Here is a 15,252-nt window from a genome sequence, read left to right on the forward strand (position 1 = left end):
ATATGTCAAAAAAAGAAAATATTTGTTTTTTCGATTGTTCTTCCTCATAATCCGCTATAATAAGAATGTAAATTACATAAAAGGAGCGATTGTACATGCCATACGTAACAGTGAAAATGCTAGAAGGACGCACAGAAGAACAAAAGAAAGCTCTTGCTGAGAAAGTAACCGCAGCAGTAAGCGAAACAACTGGTGCTCCTGAAGAAAACATCGTTGTTTTCATCGAAGAAATGTCTAAAAACCATTATGCAGTTGGTGGAAAACGCTTAAGCGACAAATAATTTCAAGTTTTTCATAAGAAGCAGCCATTAGCTGCTTCTTATTTTTTTCCTTCTAACAACTCGATAATTCTTTCTTTATATTTTCCTTTTCTTCCATCTTCATAGATTAAATCATGCGGATAAAATAACTTTTGATCCGTTCTCTTCTTACCCGTAATCGCCTCAACAATATCCGATTCACGTGAAAGCTCTCTAAGTTCCCCGTTAGGCATAAGGAGTAAGATTGGCAGACGCTCTTCTTCTTCTCCTGCGCGGTAAAAGTCATACGGTAAATCCGATGTTGAATCAACAACTAAATAATACTCTGGATCTAATCCAATCTTTTTAAATAAGCTACTTAGCTCCATCCAATTATCTAAACCGTGCTTATCCGTAAACTCTACATACTTAAATAGATTTCGATTCATAAATCGGCGGCATAAATCACTTAAAATTGGATCTTCTTCGTCTTGCCATACTTGGAAGTAATAATACATAACGTTCTCGTCTAGCTTTAAATAATCCTCTACTGTTACCTCTTCTTCAAATAAAGAGTAGAAATGAACAGGATGATATTTAAAAGTATAGTACTTCTCATGCAATGATTTCGCTCGATGTAAAATCTTCGTTAAAATAACTTCTGCACTACGCGTTACCGGATGGAAATATACTTGCCAATACATTTGATAACGGCTCATAATATAATGCTCTACAGCATGCATACCACTATTTTTAATGACTACTTGATTCCCATATGGACGCATGACACGCAGTATACGTTCCATATCAAAGTTGCCATACTTTACACCTGTGAAATAAGCATCTCTTAATAAATAATCCATACGATCAGCATCAATTTGGCTTGAAATCATACTAATCGCTAGTTTATTAGTAGATGTTTTTGCAATTACATCTGCTACCTTTTGTGGAAACTCCTTATCAACACGGCTTAACACATCATTAATTTCCGTATCGCCAACGATAATCTTTTGCGTAAATTTCTCATGATCTAACGAAAATACTTTTTCAAACGAGTGAGAAAATGGGCCGTGGCCGACATCATGAAGTAATGCCGCACATAAACATAATAATCTATCTTCAGCATTCCAATTTGGTCTGCCATCAAACACATCATCAATCATACGACGAATAATTTCATATACACCTAACGAATGAGTAAAGCGACTATGCTCTGCACCGTGAAATGTAAAAAATGTCGTTCCAAGCTGCTTAATACGGCGCAAGCGTTGAAATTCTTTCGTTCCGATTAAATCCCAAATAACACGATCACGCACGTGCACATATTTATGTACTGGGTCTTTAAACACTTTTGTTTCGCTGAGTTTGTCGTTTAAATATACCACCTTCCGACATCCCCCTTTCTTTACTGCATTCTTACTATATATTATAAACGATATAGGAAACAGAAAGAAATGAAAGACTATATTAATTCCTTGTATATACAAAAAGAAATCACTTTTACCGAAGTAAAAGTGATTTCTTTTTGTATATTATTTTCCTAAAACAAACTCAGCAACTTCGTCTAAGATCATTTCTTTACCTAGTGGGAAGTATCCTTTGTTTAGGTCTTCATTGCTAATTGTGAATACGTGATTGTTTTTAACAGCGTTCATGTTTTTCCAAATTGATTCTTCTTGGAATTCTTTTAGACGCTGAGAACCGTCACCAGTTGTAAATACGAATAAGTAATCTGGGTTGTAATCGATTAAAGCTTCTTTTTGTACTTGTACTAGCGGTTTATCAGTTGGTGTACCTTTAACTGCTGGTAATTTTAAGTCATTAAAGATTACGCTACCGTAACCGTAGTCACCGTATACGCGGAATGCATTTGGATATGCAGCCATTTTCATGAATGTTGCATCGCCAGTTTTTGCGATGATTTTGTCATGTAATTTGCTTGCTTTTTCATCATACTGCTTGAACCATTCTTTTGTTTCTTTCTCTTTACCGAAGATTTGACCTACTTCTTCGAATTTTGGACGCCATTGGTCTAGTGGAGTTTTTAACATAACTGTTGGTGCAATTTTAGATAATTGATCGTAGATCTTTTCTTGACGATTGTTTACAAGAATTAAATCTGGTTTTGCAGCAGCTACTGCCTCGATGTTAATTTTATCGCCCCAAGCAGAACCAACTGGTTTTACACCTTCTAATTTCTTCGCGATATGTCCATCAATTTTTTCTTGTGTTGTATTTGCAGTAATAATCGGTTTCATACCGAAAATTAATAATTCTTCTGTTGAACCACTAAGGTCAGCGATTTTCTTTGGATTTGCAGGAATTTTAATTTCCCCTTTTGCGTGTTGTACAGTGCGCTCTTCAGTCTTCGCATCTGCTTTCTTTTCTTCTTTGTTAGAAGAACAAGCCGCAAATAGTACAGAAGTAACAACTAGTACCATTGCTAATAGTGCCGTTTTAAATTTCTTCATATTCCCACTCCTTCTAGCTGTATTTCTCTTATAATTTGCATTTAACTATAAGAAACAAAAACAACATTTAATTAATATATTTTTATTAATTGTTGTTTATAGCCCATTCTAACGGGCGTTCAACTTCCCATTCATCAATAAGAAGCTCAACGTCCATTAGAATCCCCCCTCTTACCTCTTTAAGAGGGGGACATTCTATTAATTATGCTTTTTTACGCAATTGATTACTAATCATCGTTAAATCGTATGTTAAGCAAATTGGTTTACAGTTTACTGGACATGGAACGATTTGCGCTTCAATCTCAAATACATTACGAAGCGTTTCACTTGTCATAACTTCATCTGGTGTTCCTTGTTTCATTAACTTCCCAGCTTTTAATGCAATCATATGATCAGAGAAACGAGAAGCATGATTTAAATCGTGAATGACCATAACAATCGTTCTGCCTTCTTCTTGGTTTAACTTCTTCAGTAAGTTTAATACTTCAAGTTGATGAGCCATATCTAAGTATGTTGTTGGTTCATCTAACACGAGTAAATCTGTTCCTTGTGCAAGAGCCATCGCAATCCATACACGTTGACGCTGACCACCTGATAAAGCTTCTGCTGGACGATTTGCGAATTCTGTCATTCCCGTCACTTCAAGTGCCCAATGAATGTAGCGATAATCCTCTTCTTTCAATGTTCCAAATCCTTTTTGATGAGGAAAACGTCCATATGAAACAAGTTCAAACACAGTAAGGCCCGTTGGCACTTCTGCAGTTTGTGGTAAGATCGCCATTTTCTTTGCGATTTCTTTTGTTGGCTGTTTCTCAATTGCTTTTCCATCAAGATAAACAGTACCTCGTTTTGCTTTCAAAATACGAGAAGCCGTTTTTAATAATGTGGATTTCCCACAACCATTTGGTCCAATAATCGTTGTAATTTTCCCTTCCGGAATTTCAACTGTTAATCCATCTATAATTAACCCTTCATTATAGCCAACAGATACCGAATCAACTGCTAAAGTTGCCATACAAAAAGCCTCCCTTTATTTTGTCCTCATAAGTAAATATATGAAATATGGTGCGCCAATTACAGAAATAACAAGACCGACCGGTATTTCTGAAGTTGGTAACACACTTCTTGAAATTACATCTGCAAATAAAAGCAAGAACGTTCCTATTAATGCAGCTGTTGGTAACATAATTTGATGTTTACCACCAACGAGGCGTCTCGCTAAATGCGGAGCCATTAAACCGATAAAGCCGATTCCGCCCGCAACAGCAACAGATGCACCAGCTAAACAAACTGCAATAAATAATAATTTACGTCTTTCCTTTTCTACGTTTACGCCAAGGCCAACTGCTGTAGAGTCGCCTAAATTCATTACATTTAATATGTGCGCTTTACTAATGGCAAGTGGTAAGAAAATAACCATCCACGGAAGTACACTTAGTACGAATTTCCAATCTGTACCCCACAGACTTCCCGCTAGCCAAATCGTGGCAAAGCGGAAATCGTTAGATGTCATCTTCATAGAGAAAATTAAACTAACAGCACCAAATCCCGCTGCAACCGCGATACCTACAAGTATTAATCGAGTCGATGAAACGCCATCTTTCCATGCAAGTAAATAAATAATAACCGCTGCTAATATCGCTCCAACTAGCGCGAAGAATGGAAGGATAAATACAGATAAAAGTGTACCAGTTCCAACTTTTCCAAAGAAAAAGTAGACGAATACAACAACTGTTAATCCCGCTCCAGCGTTAATACCTATAATACCTGGATCAGCGAGTGGATTTCGTGATAACCCTTGCAAAATCGCACCTGACATAGCTAATGCAGAACCAACTAATATAGCAATAACCATACGTGGCATACGAAATTCAAATAAAATAACAGACTGATCTTCTGCACCTAATCCAACTAATGACTTTAATACATCCATTGGAGGTATTTTAAATGTTCCTGTATTTAAGCTTACTAAAAATACAGCAACGATTAATCCTACTAAAATCGTTAAAATTGAAACATTCTTTTTTGTTAAGACACTCGTCCTCACATTTTTCCTCTCCCTTCGTTACGTGCTAAGTAGAGGAAGAATGGAACCCCAATTAGCGCTGTAATTGCTCCAATTGGGGTTTCAAATGGTGGATTAATAATACGAGATAACATATCTGCACATTCAATTAACAATCCACCTAAGACCGCAGAACACGGGATAACCCATCTATAGTCTGAGCCTACAAGGAAACGAGTCATATGCGGAATTACAAGTCCAACGAATCCAACCGATCCTGCCATAGAAACTGCAGAACCTGTTAATACAAGAACAAGTACTGTTCCGATAAATTTAATTAATGTCGTATTTTGACCAAGTCCAATCGCGATTTCTTCACCAAAGCTTAAAATGGTAATATATCTCGACATCATAATTGCAATAATGAGACAAACTAGACCAATCGGCACTAACATATTAATACTTTGCCATTTCACTCCGGCAACACCGCCTGCATTCCACATACTTACCTCTTGGGCAAGGTTGAAGTACAGTGCAATTCCAGATGAAATTGCCCCTAATAAAGCACTAATTGCCGCACCAGCTAAGGCTAATTTTACAGGCGTTAATCCACCTGGTGAAGAAGACCCAATACCATATACAATGCTCGCACCAAACGCAGCTCCAATAAAAGATGCGATAACAAACATTAAATAGGGTGAATTAGGGAAAAATGCATACATAATTGCAATTCCAAATACAGCTCCATCTGTAATTCCCATTAACGATGGTGATGCAAGTGGATTTCGTGTCATGCCTTGCATAATTGCTCCTGATACCGCTAAAAAGGCACCTGCAACTACGCCCCCTATTGCTCTAGGCATGCGTAATTCTTGAATTACGTTATGGTGCGTTATAGAACCGTCAAACTGGAACACAGCTTGCCATACAGTCTTTAAACTAATATCCGCTGCACCAAATGAAATAGAAACCGCCATACTTAAAGCTAACAAAATTGTGCCCACTATTAATATAATAGAAGCAATGAGCGGTCTGCTCTTAATCTCTTTAACATTCACTTCTTGCTGCTCTATACTCCTTGCGCTCGCTTCCATCCCTCAACCATCCTAACCAACACATATATTTATTGAAATGAAATTTATTCTCAAATAGTAATAAAAAAAATAGGCGAATTGACCCTTTCTTGATAATGATTCTCAGAATCATACTTTCTATTCTACCTACCGCTCCAAAAGGCTGTCAACCATTATTTTGAAATACGAACCTATACAAAATCCTCATTTAATATCCCATCTCGTTTTATAAACATAAAAAAAGAAGAGTAATCTGTTCACTCTTCTTTTTCTTACTTATTTAACTTCGCTTCAATTTTTACAATTAATTCATCTTCTGTTGGTGCTGCAACTGGACGATTATTTACAAATGCAAATGATTTTTTACGACCAGGACCGCAGTATGATTGACATCCAACTTCAATCGTTGCACATGAATCTACCTTTTTTAACTTCGGAATTAACGTTCTAACATTCGTCGCCTGACAATCATCGCACACACGAAATTCGTTTCCCACTATATAACACTTCCTCTATTTTAAACTTTTCACAAGTACATTTAAAAATAAACACTAAATGGTATTTTACCGCTCTTTGAGGCTTGTTGCAAGTCTCCCCATATAGCTCTACCCTTATGTAAGGCTACATATTATGTATATTTTCTCCTACAAGTGCTTTCATCATTCACGACAAAATTTCTTCCCTTCATCGAAATCTACCATATTTTTAAAAGCTTTGTATAAAAGCTCGTTTTTTTGCCCATTATAAAAATAGGAAGTTCATAAAAAGAAAGGGAGTTGAATCTATGAAAGTGAGACAAGATGCTTGGACAGACGAGGACGATTTATTACTTGCTGAAACGGTACTTCGCCATGTTCGAGAAGGAAGTACTCAATTAAATGCATTTGAAGAAGTAGGAGATCAGTTAAATCGTACATCAGCTGCTTGTGGTTTTCGCTGGAATGCTGTTGTTCGCTATAGCTATGAACAAGCTCTTCAACTAGCAAAAAAACATCGTAAAGATAAAATGCGTGCTGCGAGCGGTGAACAAGCAAAAAAACGTTTACTTTATACACCACCAGCTTCAGAAGCGGTAAATGATTATGAAGAACTAGTACCATACGAAACAGCTGTTCAATATAAAGAAACTATCCCATATCAAGAACCGACTGTTCCTGCTTCAAAAAGCTCAATAACAATGCAAGATGTTATTTACTTTTTACAAACAGTTGGATCTTCAAATATAAAAGTAACAGCTCTTGAAAACGAGAATACGAGATTGAAACAAGAAATAAAAGCGCAAATGCTACGAAATGAAGAACTAGAAAAGAAACTAGAAAAATTAGAAAAGCAATCTCATACTGTACAAGAAGATTACGAAACACTTATGAATATTATGAACCGAGCTCGCAAATTGGCAGTAATGGATGATGAGGAACGCTCACAAACATCTTTCCGAATGGATCGAAACGGTAATTTAGAAAAAATCGCAGAATAAAAAGGATGCATATGTGCATCCTTTTTTATTTCACTTCAACTATGTGTGCTTCTTCAAATTTAGAATCCCCCTTTATCATTCTTAGCTAAGAAGATTCCTTTCCAAAACCTTCTTCCCTCTTTTTTGCTATAATAGAGATTGTCATTTTAAAGATAAGGGGTTAGTTAAATGAGCAATTCCCGTTCGATTTTATCTCAGCCAGAGTGGCGTATTGTGGATCAGTCTAGTTTAGGACCAACATTCCATGCATTGCAGTCATTCGCAATGGATGACACATTATGCACAAGTATTGGAAATGGCGAATCAGCTGCAACAATGCGCTCTTGGGTTCATCACAATACAATTGTTCTAGGCATTCAAGATTCACGCCTACCACATTTAGAAGAAGGTATTTCCTTTTTAAAACAAAACGACTTTAATGTTATCGTTCGTAATTCTGGTGGACTTGCAGTCGTACTTGATGAAGGCGTTTTAAACATATCACTTCTATTCCAAGAAACAGAAAAAGGTATTGATATTGATCTTGGATACGATACGATGTGGCATTTAATTAAGGAAATGTTAAAAGATTACGACGTTACTATTGAGGCAAAAGAAATTGTTGGTTCTTACTGCCCTGGTAGCTACGATTTAAGTATTCGTAATCAAAAATTTGCTGGTATTTCACAACGCCGTATTCGCGGTGGCGTTGCTGTACAAATTTACCTATGTGCTACAGGAAGCGGTTCTGAGCGTGCCGCACTCGTTCGTGATTTTTACAACGTAGCAATTCAAGGAGAAGAAACGCGATTTACGTACCCTGAAATTGTGCCGAGCACGATGGCTTCCCTATCTGAATTACTTGGCGAAACAATTACAGTGCAAGATTTAATGATGCGTCTTTTAAAAACGTTGCAGCAATTCGCTCCAAAGTTAACACCATCTCAGCTAACATTAGATGAAATTCCTTTATACGAGACGAATTTACAACGTATTATTGATCGTAACAATAAGGCACTTGGCTTAGAAAAATAGAAACCGTCGCTATAATAGCGGCGGTTTCTATTTTTTATATAAATGCTTTTATTTCTTAACCACAACAAATTGTTTATCTTCTAAGAAAAATGTATCCCCTAATTGCTCAATATATTTTTTCTTATTTAGTTTAATATGTTTACCAAATTGAAGATTCTTCAAGTCGATTGTAATTTGTAACATATCATCCTTTTCGTGTGCTTCTTCTCCATCTAGACAACTATAGATTTCTATTTCTTCACCATCGTTTAAATTGCAATTTATGTAATTAAATAATGTCCTTACACTTCCGCCTGGTCTAGATAAATACCCATATATTTCGTATACAAACATTTTATTAAAATGCTTTCTTATCGGCTCATAGTTCGTTTCTAATGTAACTATCTCTACGAACTCTTCTTCATATAAATTAATAAAAAACGGTTCTATATTTTTATCCCCTTCACCCACTCCTACATTCACTGCTGGTAATTCTTTATCCGCAGCAATAAAATAATGTACTGTCATCGTGCTCCCTCCCCTTATTGAAATTATATATATCCCCTAATAATTTAAAACTACTTAATTCTTTAATAAAAAACAAAAATGACCATCCTATTCCGTTATACACGAAATAGGATGGTCATTTTTCATATCAATTCGTTATAAAATTAAAGTGCTTGAGCCGCTGTAATTAAAGCTAACTTGTACACTTCTTCTTCGTTACATCCACGAGATAGGTCGTTTACAGGCATGTTTAAACCTTGTAAGATTGGTCCTACTGCTTCGAAGTTACCTAAACGTTGAGCGATTTTGTAACCGATATTACCAGCTTCTAAGCTTGGGAATACGAATACGTTAGCATCACCTTTAATTGTAGAACCTGGAGCTTTTTTCTCAGCTACAGATGGTACGAATGCCGCATCGAATTGGAATTCTCCATCTAAAGTTAATTCAGGAGCCATTTCTTTTGCAATGCGAGTTGCTTCTACAACTTTTTCTGTTTCTGGAGATTTCGCAGAACCTTTTGTAGAGAAGCTTAACATAGCAACGCGTGGATCAATACCGAATAGTTCAGCAGTTTTCGCACTTTCGATACCAATTTCAGCTAAATCTTGGCTGTTTGGTGCAATGTTAATTGCGCAATCAGCGAATACATATTTCTCTTCTTCACGTACCATGATGAATACGCCAGAAGTTTTTGTAACGCCTGGTTTTGTTTTAATAATTTGAAGTGCTGGACGAACTGTATCAGCTGTAGAATGAGCTGCACCACTTACTAAACCGTGTGCTTTGCCCATGTATACAAGCATTGTACCGAAGTAGTTTTCGTCTTTAAGGATTTTGCGAGCGTCTTCTTCTGTTGCTTTACCTTTACGGCGTTCAACGAAAGATGCTACCATTGCATCCATTTCTTCGTATGTAGCTGGATCGTAAATATCAACGCCTGCTAATGTTAAGTTCATGCTAGCAGCTTTCGCGCTAATTTCTTCTTTATTACCAACTAAAATTGGTTTTACTAGTTCCTCTTTTGCTAAACGCTCTGCAGCGCCTAAAATTCTTTCATCAGTTCCTTCAGGAAGTACGATAGAAATGCCTTTTCCTTGAACTTTTTCTTTTACTGCTGTAAATAAATTGCTCACGAATAAACCCTCCTACAAATGTTAAAAAACTCTACCTTTAAGAATACTTCTTTTCATCTATATTTTAAACTTATAGCCCCCAAAAAATAGATAAAATAAAAATGATTATATTTTCATAAAATTCAGCCTAGAAATAAAGCCTATTTAAGCCTTATTTTCTCCCGTTTTTCATTACATATAAATGTGACAATTTTATGCGCCGAAACTTTATATAGATGATTTTAAACCTATATATGCTATAGTTAACGTGTAAAATATCATTAACTGAGGTGAATAGAATGAGTGAAGCAACAACAACGTTAGATGGCTGGTATTGTTTACATGATTTACGTTCTATTGATTGGGCAGCATGGAAAACATTATCTAGCGACGAACGCGGACAAGCAGTGTCTGAATTTTTAAATGTCGTTGAAAAATGGAACGAAGTAGCTACTGCAAAAAAAGGTAGCCATGCAATGTATACGGTTGTTGGTCAAAAAGCAGATATTATGCTTATGATCTTGCGTCCAACAATGGAAGAGTTAAATGAAATTGAGACAGAATTAAATAAAACAACATTAGCTGAATATATGGTTCCTGCATATTCTTACGTATCTGTTGTTGAACTAAGTAACTACCTTCCAGCTGATGAAGATCCATACCAAAACCCACAAATCTTAGCTCGCTTATATCCTGAGTTACCGAAAGCAAATCACATTTGTTTCTATCCAATGGACAAGCGTCGCCAAGGTAATGACAACTGGTACATGCTTCCTATGGAAGAACGTAAGAAACTTATGTACAGTCATAGCAAAATCGGTCGCCAGTACGCAGGTAAAGTACGCCAAGTTATTTCAGGCTCAGTCGGATTCGACGATTTTGAGTGGGGTGTAACATTATTCGCTGACGATGTTCTTCAATTTAAGAAACTTATATATGAAATGCGCTTCGATGAAGTAAGTGCCCGCTACGGTGAATTTGGTACATTCTTTGTCGGAAACATTTTACCAGACGAAAAAGTAGCGAAATTTTTACACGTATAATATCGAAAAAGGAACGAAATTCGTTCCTTTTTTTCATATTTAATATATTTCTCCCGAAAATCCCCTTTTTTCATCAATTATCAACAAAAATAGACATTTTTTCGAATTTCTTGCAAAATTGTAACCTTCCAATATCCAAATTTATGCTAAAATGGTACGAGCTATATGCTAATAACGATGCGAAGGTGATAATGTATATGAAGAAAATCTTGTCTATTTTACTATTGCTTTTATTGTCATTTTCTTCCTTAGGAGTAACAACATCCCATGCGGAAGAAAAAATACATATAGAGGCAGCTGCTGCACTTCTATTTGATGCAGATACAGGAAAAATACTGCATGAACAAAATCCAGATGAATTACTAGCTATTGCTAGTATGTCAAAATTAATTGTTGTTTATGCCGTTTTAGAAGCGATTAAAGAAGGTAAAATTACTTGGGATACGAAAGTAAACATCTCTGATTATGCTTACGAAGTCTCACGTAATAATGAATTCTCTAACGTTCCCTTTGAGAAAGGACGCCAATATACGGTAAGAGAATTATATCATTCTATTGTTATCTTTTCTGCAAATGGATCTAGTATTGCTTTAGCGGAAATTCTTGCAGGAAGCGAGAAAAACTTCTTAAGTCTTGCAAATGAACATGCGAAAAAACTAGGGTTAAAGAAATATAAATTTGTAAACGCTACTGGATTAAATAATGCTGATTTAAAAGGAAAACATCCTGAAGGAACTGATCCGAATGGAGAAAACTCTTTATCAGCTCGCGATATGGGTATTCTTTCAAAAACAATTATTACAAAGTATCCAGAAATGCTAGAGGATACAAAACAAAGATTTAGAAACTTCCCAGATAATCATCCAAAACCAATTCGTATGGAAAATTGGAATTGGATGTTACCAGGTGCTGCCTTTGCTTACGAAGGATCAGATGGTTTAAAAACAGGAAGTTCCGATACAGCCGGCTATGGTTTTACCATTACAGCAAAACGCGGTGATTTACGTCTTATTTCTGTTATTATTAAAACGAAATCAATGGACGAACGTTTCACAGAATCTCGCGCATTAATTGAATATGGATTTAATAACTTCGAAAAACAAAAATTAAAAATAGATAAAAACAACAAAATTTCTGTAGTAAAAGGAAAAGAAGACTACGTAACAGTTGCACCAGAAAAAGAAGTGACAGTAGTTACTGCAAAAGGTAGCAAACCATCTTACAAAATTTCAGCTGAAGCAGATAAATCAATTGCTGAAGATGGACATTTAGTTGCTCCTGTTAAGAAAGATGCAAAAGTAGGCTCAATCGTTTTAGAATCAACTGATAAATACGGTTTCTTAGACGGAAATAAAAGTATGAAAATTGCTGCAAAAACGACTGAAGAAGTAGAAAAAGCAAATTGGTTCGTTTTAACAATGCGTTCAATTGGTGATTTCTTCTCAAACTTATGGTCTAAAGTATTTTAATGATAAAAAAAGCTAGCCCACGCTAGCTTTTTTATTTTTCCCTCTAAATATAAAACTTTGTTTGGTTGTCATATCTAGGTCCTTTTTCTCATACGTATGAACTAGTAATTGTTCCACACTTCATCTAGAAATAAACCTCTTTCTACAATGCATTCCCAAAAGAGAGGTGACACATAATGGGCGTTATTGCTTATACAGAAGAAGATGTTAAGTTATTAGCTAGACTCATGCGTGCTGAAGCCGAAGGAGAAGGGCAACAAGGAATGTTAATGGTCGGAAACGTTGGGGTAAATCGTGTCCGCGGAAATTGTTTAGATTTTAAAAAAATACGTAATTTACGCCAAATGGTTTATCAAAATCCTGGTGGTTTTGAGGCAACTCAAAAAGGGTACTTTTATCAACGAGCAAGGGAACAAGATATCGCCTTAGCGCGGCGAACCATTCAAGGACAACGTTTTTGGCCTGCCAATTTTGCCCTATGGTTTTTTAGACCTGAAGGTCCTTGTCCACCAACTTGGTATAACCAACAAAATTCTGGTCGCTTTAAAAAGCATTGCTTCTTCCAGCCATCTGGTGAGGATTGTCCTAGCGTATATTAAGGAATGAAAATGAGGAGGGATTTTTAAATGGCACAGCAACAAAATCCATACAACGGAACAGGTTTTTATCAACCATCTGGAACTTATATGCAACCGCAACAAATGACTCCACAACAGCAACAACAGCAACAGCAAGCAATGCAACAACAAGCTGCTCAAGCTCAATATGCAGTGTCTCAAGGTATGCTGCCAATAGAGCAATCGTATATTGAAAATATCCTTCGTTTAAACAAGGGTAAACCAGCTACAGTTGTAATGACTTATGAACGTGGTAGTTCGCTTGGTACACAATCTTATACAGGGATTATCGAGGCAGCTGGCCGTGATCATATCGTTATTAGTGAACCAAAATCTGGAAAGCGCTATTTACTACTAATGATTTACTTAGATTATGTAGAATTCCCAGGAGAAATTGCGTATTTACCTGGTCAACAAGCAACTTATGCTCCAAGGTCATAAAAAAAAGCTGGCAAATGCCAGCTTTTGTTTTTTATAACCCTTTTACAACTGCAGTTCCGACTAAAATCCACGCCACAATAAACGCTACACCACCAAGCGGTGTAATTGGACCAAAGAACTTAATGCCTGTCGTACTTAATGCATAAAGACTGCCTGAGAACATAATAATCCCGGCTACCATGAGCCAACCAGCAGTGCTTAAAAGCGACGATTGAATCTTGTCCATTAATAAAGCAACTACGAATAATCCCCCTGCATGAAACATTTGATATGTAACGCCCGTTTTCCACACTTCTAACATTTTTGCAGAAATTTTATTTTCTAAAAAATGTGCTCCAAGGGCCCCCAACGCAACAGATAGCCCAGCTGCAATACAACCTAGTAAAAAGAAAATTTTCATCTTAATTCCCCTTTTTTACCTTTATCATAAGCAATTTTCACATATAAGCCAAACGATTTTACTTTTAAAAATCAAATAAAGAATTACCGTTTGCATCATTTTCTTTTATATATACTTTTTCTCCAGAAACTGGCATAACTGGTTGAACTGTCGTCATAGGTTGAGATCCGATTACTTGTGATTGAACTTGTGGTTCCCTATACGTATGTGACTCAACTTGTTCATCTAATAATAAATCACATAAAGCACGTACAACTAATAAATGCTCTTTTGATTGCTGTCCTTCACTACTTTTCGCCTTTGCAATTTCATTCGCCATTTTATTTAAAATCTTATCACTAGATACTTGCATTCCTTGTCACCTCTTACTTTGTAGTTCTTTCTCAAATTGCCCCAGTTTCTCAACTGAACCAAATACTATTATCATATCATGTTCTTGCAGTTTTTCCTGCCCTGTCGGATTGTGGATAATTTCTCCATTTCTTAAAATCGCTAAAATCGTTACATCAAATTGATTTCTCACATTACTCTCTAGTAACGATTTATTGGCTAAGATAGAATCTTTACCAACTTGAATTTCTTCAATTACAAATGATTGCTCCACTCCATACAATACTGTATCAATATAATGAACTGTTAACGGATTCGCAATACCTTTCGCTATATGAATTCCTGCCATACTAGATGGATTAATAACCTTATTTGCACCAGCGCGCCGTAATTTTTCTTCTGTTTCTGGTTTTTCAGCTCTTGCTACTATTTTAATTGCATCATTGAGCCCTCTTGCCGTTAATGTAATAAATACATTTTCAGCATCGTTTGCTACGATAGCAACTAGACCAGCTGCCTTTGAAATTCCAGCATTATGTAAAACGTGATCTTCAGTTGCATCTCCATGTACATATAAAAGTTTTTCCTGTTCGAATGTACTTCCATCTTTATCCACAACTACAAACGGGATTTTCTTTTCCTGTAATTCATGTACAACTTGAAGCCCTACTCTTCCGCAACCACATACTATAATATGATTTTCTAACTGTGCTATTTGTTTATCCATCTTCTTCCTCCGTACTGCATGAAATAAATTTCCTTCAATAATCATAGCTGCTACTACCCCAATTGCATATGTAACGATACCGACACCAACAGGTATAATAAGAAGCGCAAAAACTTTTCCCGCCTGTGTCACAGGAACCGCATCACCATATCCAACAGTTAATACAGTAATCATCGTCATCCAAAATGCTTGAAACAAGCTAATCTCTTCAATTGTCATAAATCCTAGCGTTCCTAGAATTACAACAAAGGTCATACATATAACTGCTATCCATAATTGCTTACGTGCATTCATATTATGTTTCAACTCTTTTCTCTATCTACAATCTTTGCCAGAGGAAATGAA

Annotated in this window: 18 protein-coding genes; 7 read left to right on the forward strand and 11 right to left on the reverse strand. The window is 36.2% G+C overall.

The genetic code is table 11. The annotated features are described in order from the left end of the window. Positions 1–95: 95 nt before the first annotated feature. Complete coding sequence (locus MR109_RS07370) at positions 96–281, forward strand: 2-hydroxymuconate tautomerase (RefSeq protein ID WP_001147171.1); 186 nt, start codon at positions 96–98, stop codon at positions 279–281. A gap of 38 nt (positions 282–319) precedes the next feature. Here the strand turns inward: MR109_RS07370 and MR109_RS07375 are convergent, their stop codons facing one another. The 6 genes from MR109_RS07375 to MR109_RS07400 all read right to left on the reverse strand — a co-directional run bounded on the left by MR109_RS07375 (position 320) and on the right by MR109_RS07400 (position 6,285). Further along, positions 320–1,624: an HD domain-containing protein gene (locus MR109_RS07375; protein ID WP_098303661.1), complete on the reverse strand. Its 1,305-nt coding sequence runs from the start codon at positions 1,622–1,624 to the stop codon at positions 320–322. A 147-nt stretch (positions 1,625–1,771) separates the two neighbouring features. Further along, positions 1,772–2,710: an ABC transporter substrate-binding protein gene (locus MR109_RS07380; protein ID WP_002174411.1), complete on the reverse strand. Its 939-nt coding sequence runs from the start codon at positions 2,708–2,710 to the stop codon at positions 1,772–1,774. 202 nt (positions 2,711–2,912) lie between these two features. Then, a complete protein-coding gene (locus tag MR109_RS07385) occupies positions 2,913–3,725 on the reverse strand; it encodes an ABC transporter ATP-binding protein (protein ID WP_002174412.1) in 813 nt (270 codons plus the stop codon). Between the two features lie 15 nt (positions 3,726–3,740). Next, complete coding sequence (locus MR109_RS07390) at positions 3,741–4,757, reverse strand: FecCD family ABC transporter permease (protein ID WP_001260763.1); 1,017 nt, start codon at positions 4,755–4,757, stop codon at positions 3,741–3,743. Continuing rightward, positions 4,754–5,809 carry a FecCD family ABC transporter permease gene (locus MR109_RS07395; protein WP_048374917.1) on the reverse strand — a complete coding sequence of 352 codons (1,056 nt, stop codon included), beginning with the start codon at positions 5,807–5,809 and terminating at the stop codon, positions 4,754–4,756. The genes MR109_RS07390 and MR109_RS07395 overlap by 4 nt, the downstream gene beginning before the upstream one ends. A gap of 251 nt (positions 5,810–6,060) precedes the next feature. Beyond that, complete coding sequence (locus MR109_RS07400; RefSeq protein WP_242271555.1) at positions 6,061–6,285, reverse strand: YuzB family protein; 225 nt, start codon at positions 6,283–6,285, stop codon at positions 6,061–6,063. Positions 6,286–6,572: 287 nt separating this feature from the next. Between MR109_RS07400 and MR109_RS07405 the strand changes: the two genes are divergently transcribed. Then, complete coding sequence (locus MR109_RS07405; RefSeq protein WP_048374921.1) at positions 6,573–7,265, forward strand: RsfA family transcriptional regulator; 693 nt, start codon at positions 6,573–6,575, stop codon at positions 7,263–7,265. Between the two features lie 168 nt (positions 7,266–7,433). Continuing rightward, positions 7,434–8,279, forward strand: coding sequence for an octanoyl-[GcvH]:protein N-octanoyltransferase (gene lipL / locus MR109_RS07410; RefSeq protein ID WP_242271556.1), 846 nt, complete (start codon positions 7,434–7,436; stop codon positions 8,277–8,279). 48 nt (positions 8,280–8,327) lie between these two features. Here the strand turns inward: lipL and MR109_RS07415 are convergent, their stop codons facing one another. Both MR109_RS07415 and pta read right to left on the reverse strand, forming a co-directional pair. Further along, on the reverse strand, positions 8,328–8,786 hold the full coding sequence (locus MR109_RS07415; RefSeq protein ID WP_242271557.1) for a hypothetical protein: 459 nt from the start codon (positions 8,784–8,786) through the stop codon (positions 8,328–8,330). Positions 8,787–8,929: 143 nt separating this feature from the next. Continuing rightward, entirely contained in the window at positions 8,930–9,901 is a 972-nt protein-coding gene (gene pta / locus MR109_RS07420; RefSeq protein ID WP_113304241.1) for a phosphate acetyltransferase, read from the reverse strand. Between the two features lie 278 nt (positions 9,902–10,179). On the opposite strand from pta, the gene hemQ reads away from it, so the two are divergent. The 4 genes from hemQ (at position 10,180) to gerQ (ending at position 13,450) form a co-directional block, all read left to right on the forward strand. Then, positions 10,180–10,923: a hydrogen peroxide-dependent heme synthase gene (gene hemQ / locus MR109_RS07425; RefSeq protein WP_025147009.1), complete on the forward strand. Its 744-nt coding sequence runs from the start codon at positions 10,180–10,182 to the stop codon at positions 10,921–10,923. 191 nt (positions 10,924–11,114) lie between these two features. Further along, positions 11,115–12,392, forward strand: a complete 1,278-nt coding sequence (locus MR109_RS07430) for a serine hydrolase (RefSeq protein ID WP_242271558.1) — start codon at positions 11,115–11,117, stop codon at positions 12,390–12,392. A 176-nt stretch (positions 12,393–12,568) separates the two neighbouring features. After that, positions 12,569–12,991: a cell wall hydrolase CwlJ gene (gene cwlJ / locus MR109_RS07435; protein ID WP_048374929.1), complete on the forward strand. Its 423-nt coding sequence runs from the start codon at positions 12,569–12,571 to the stop codon at positions 12,989–12,991. A gap of 27 nt (positions 12,992–13,018) precedes the next feature. Next, the gene (gerQ, locus tag MR109_RS07440) at positions 13,019–13,450 is read left to right on the forward strand and encodes a spore coat protein GerQ (RefSeq protein WP_098473508.1); all 432 of its coding nucleotides are present in this window, start codon (positions 13,019–13,021) and stop codon (positions 13,448–13,450) included. 31 nt (positions 13,451–13,481) lie between these two features. On the opposite strand, the gene MR109_RS07445 is transcribed toward gerQ, so the two are convergent. The 3 genes from MR109_RS07445 to MR109_RS07455 all read right to left on the reverse strand — a co-directional run bounded on the left by MR109_RS07445 (position 13,482) and on the right by MR109_RS07455 (position 15,201). After that, on the reverse strand, positions 13,482–13,850 hold the full coding sequence (locus tag MR109_RS07445; RefSeq protein ID WP_178940872.1) for a DUF423 domain-containing protein: 369 nt from the start codon (positions 13,848–13,850) through the stop codon (positions 13,482–13,484). A gap of 64 nt (positions 13,851–13,914) precedes the next feature. Further along, a complete protein-coding gene (locus MR109_RS07450; protein WP_002174423.1) occupies positions 13,915–14,202 on the reverse strand; it encodes a YwdI family protein in 288 nt (95 codons plus the stop codon). Between the two features lie 6 nt (positions 14,203–14,208). Further along, a complete protein-coding gene (locus MR109_RS07455; protein WP_071719644.1) occupies positions 14,209–15,201 on the reverse strand; it encodes a potassium channel family protein in 993 nt (330 codons plus the stop codon). Positions 15,202–15,252 lie beyond the last annotated feature (51 nt).

Source organism: Bacillus cereus group sp. BfR-BA-01310, from assembly GCF_022664325.1.
GTDB lineage: Bacteria > Bacillota > Bacilli > Bacillales > Bacillaceae_G > Bacillus_A > Bacillus_A paramycoides.

Excerpts from the sequence above, each read along its gene's own strand:
- MR109_RS07450 (WP_002174423.1), bottom strand. The coding sequence starts at position 14,202 with ATGCAAGTATCTAGTGATAAGATTTTAAATAAAATGGCGAATGAAATT.
- MR109_RS07385 (WP_002174412.1), bottom strand. The coding sequence starts at position 3,725 with ATGGCAACTTTAGCAGTTGATTCGGTATCTGTTGGCTATAATGAAGGG.
- MR109_RS07430 (WP_242271558.1), top strand. The coding sequence starts at position 11,115 with ATGTATATGAAGAAAATCTTGTCTATTTTACTATTGCTTTTATTGTCA.
- hemQ (WP_025147009.1), top strand. The coding sequence starts at position 10,180 with ATGAGTGAAGCAACAACAACGTTAGATGGCTGGTATTGTTTACATGAT.
- MR109_RS07380 (WP_002174411.1), bottom strand. The coding sequence starts at position 2,710 with ATGAAGAAATTTAAAACGGCACTATTAGCAATGGTACTAGTTGTTACT.
- MR109_RS07395 (WP_048374917.1), bottom strand. The coding sequence starts at position 5,809 with ATGGAAGCGAGCGCAAGGAGTATAGAGCAGCAAGAAGTGAATGTTAAA.
- MR109_RS07370 (WP_001147171.1), top strand. The coding sequence starts at position 96 with ATGCCATACGTAACAGTGAAAATGCTAGAAGGACGCACAGAAGAACAA.
- lipL (WP_242271556.1), top strand. The coding sequence starts at position 7,434 with ATGAGCAATTCCCGTTCGATTTTATCTCAGCCAGAGTGGCGTATTGTG.
- cwlJ (WP_048374929.1), top strand. The coding sequence starts at position 12,569 with ATGGGCGTTATTGCTTATACAGAAGAAGATGTTAAGTTATTAGCTAGA.
- MR109_RS07405 (WP_048374921.1), top strand. The coding sequence starts at position 6,573 with ATGAAAGTGAGACAAGATGCTTGGACAGACGAGGACGATTTATTACTT.
- MR109_RS07445 (WP_178940872.1), bottom strand. The coding sequence starts at position 13,850 with ATGAAAATTTTCTTTTTACTAGGTTGTATTGCAGCTGGGCTATCTGTT.
- MR109_RS07415 (WP_242271557.1), bottom strand. The coding sequence starts at position 8,786 with ATGACAGTACATTATTTTATTGCTGCGGATAAAGAATTACCAGCAGTG.
- gerQ (WP_098473508.1), top strand. The coding sequence starts at position 13,019 with ATGGCACAGCAACAAAATCCATACAACGGAACAGGTTTTTATCAACCA.
- MR109_RS07455 (WP_071719644.1), bottom strand. The coding sequence starts at position 15,201 with ATGAATGCACGTAAGCAATTATGGATAGCAGTTATATGTATGACCTTT.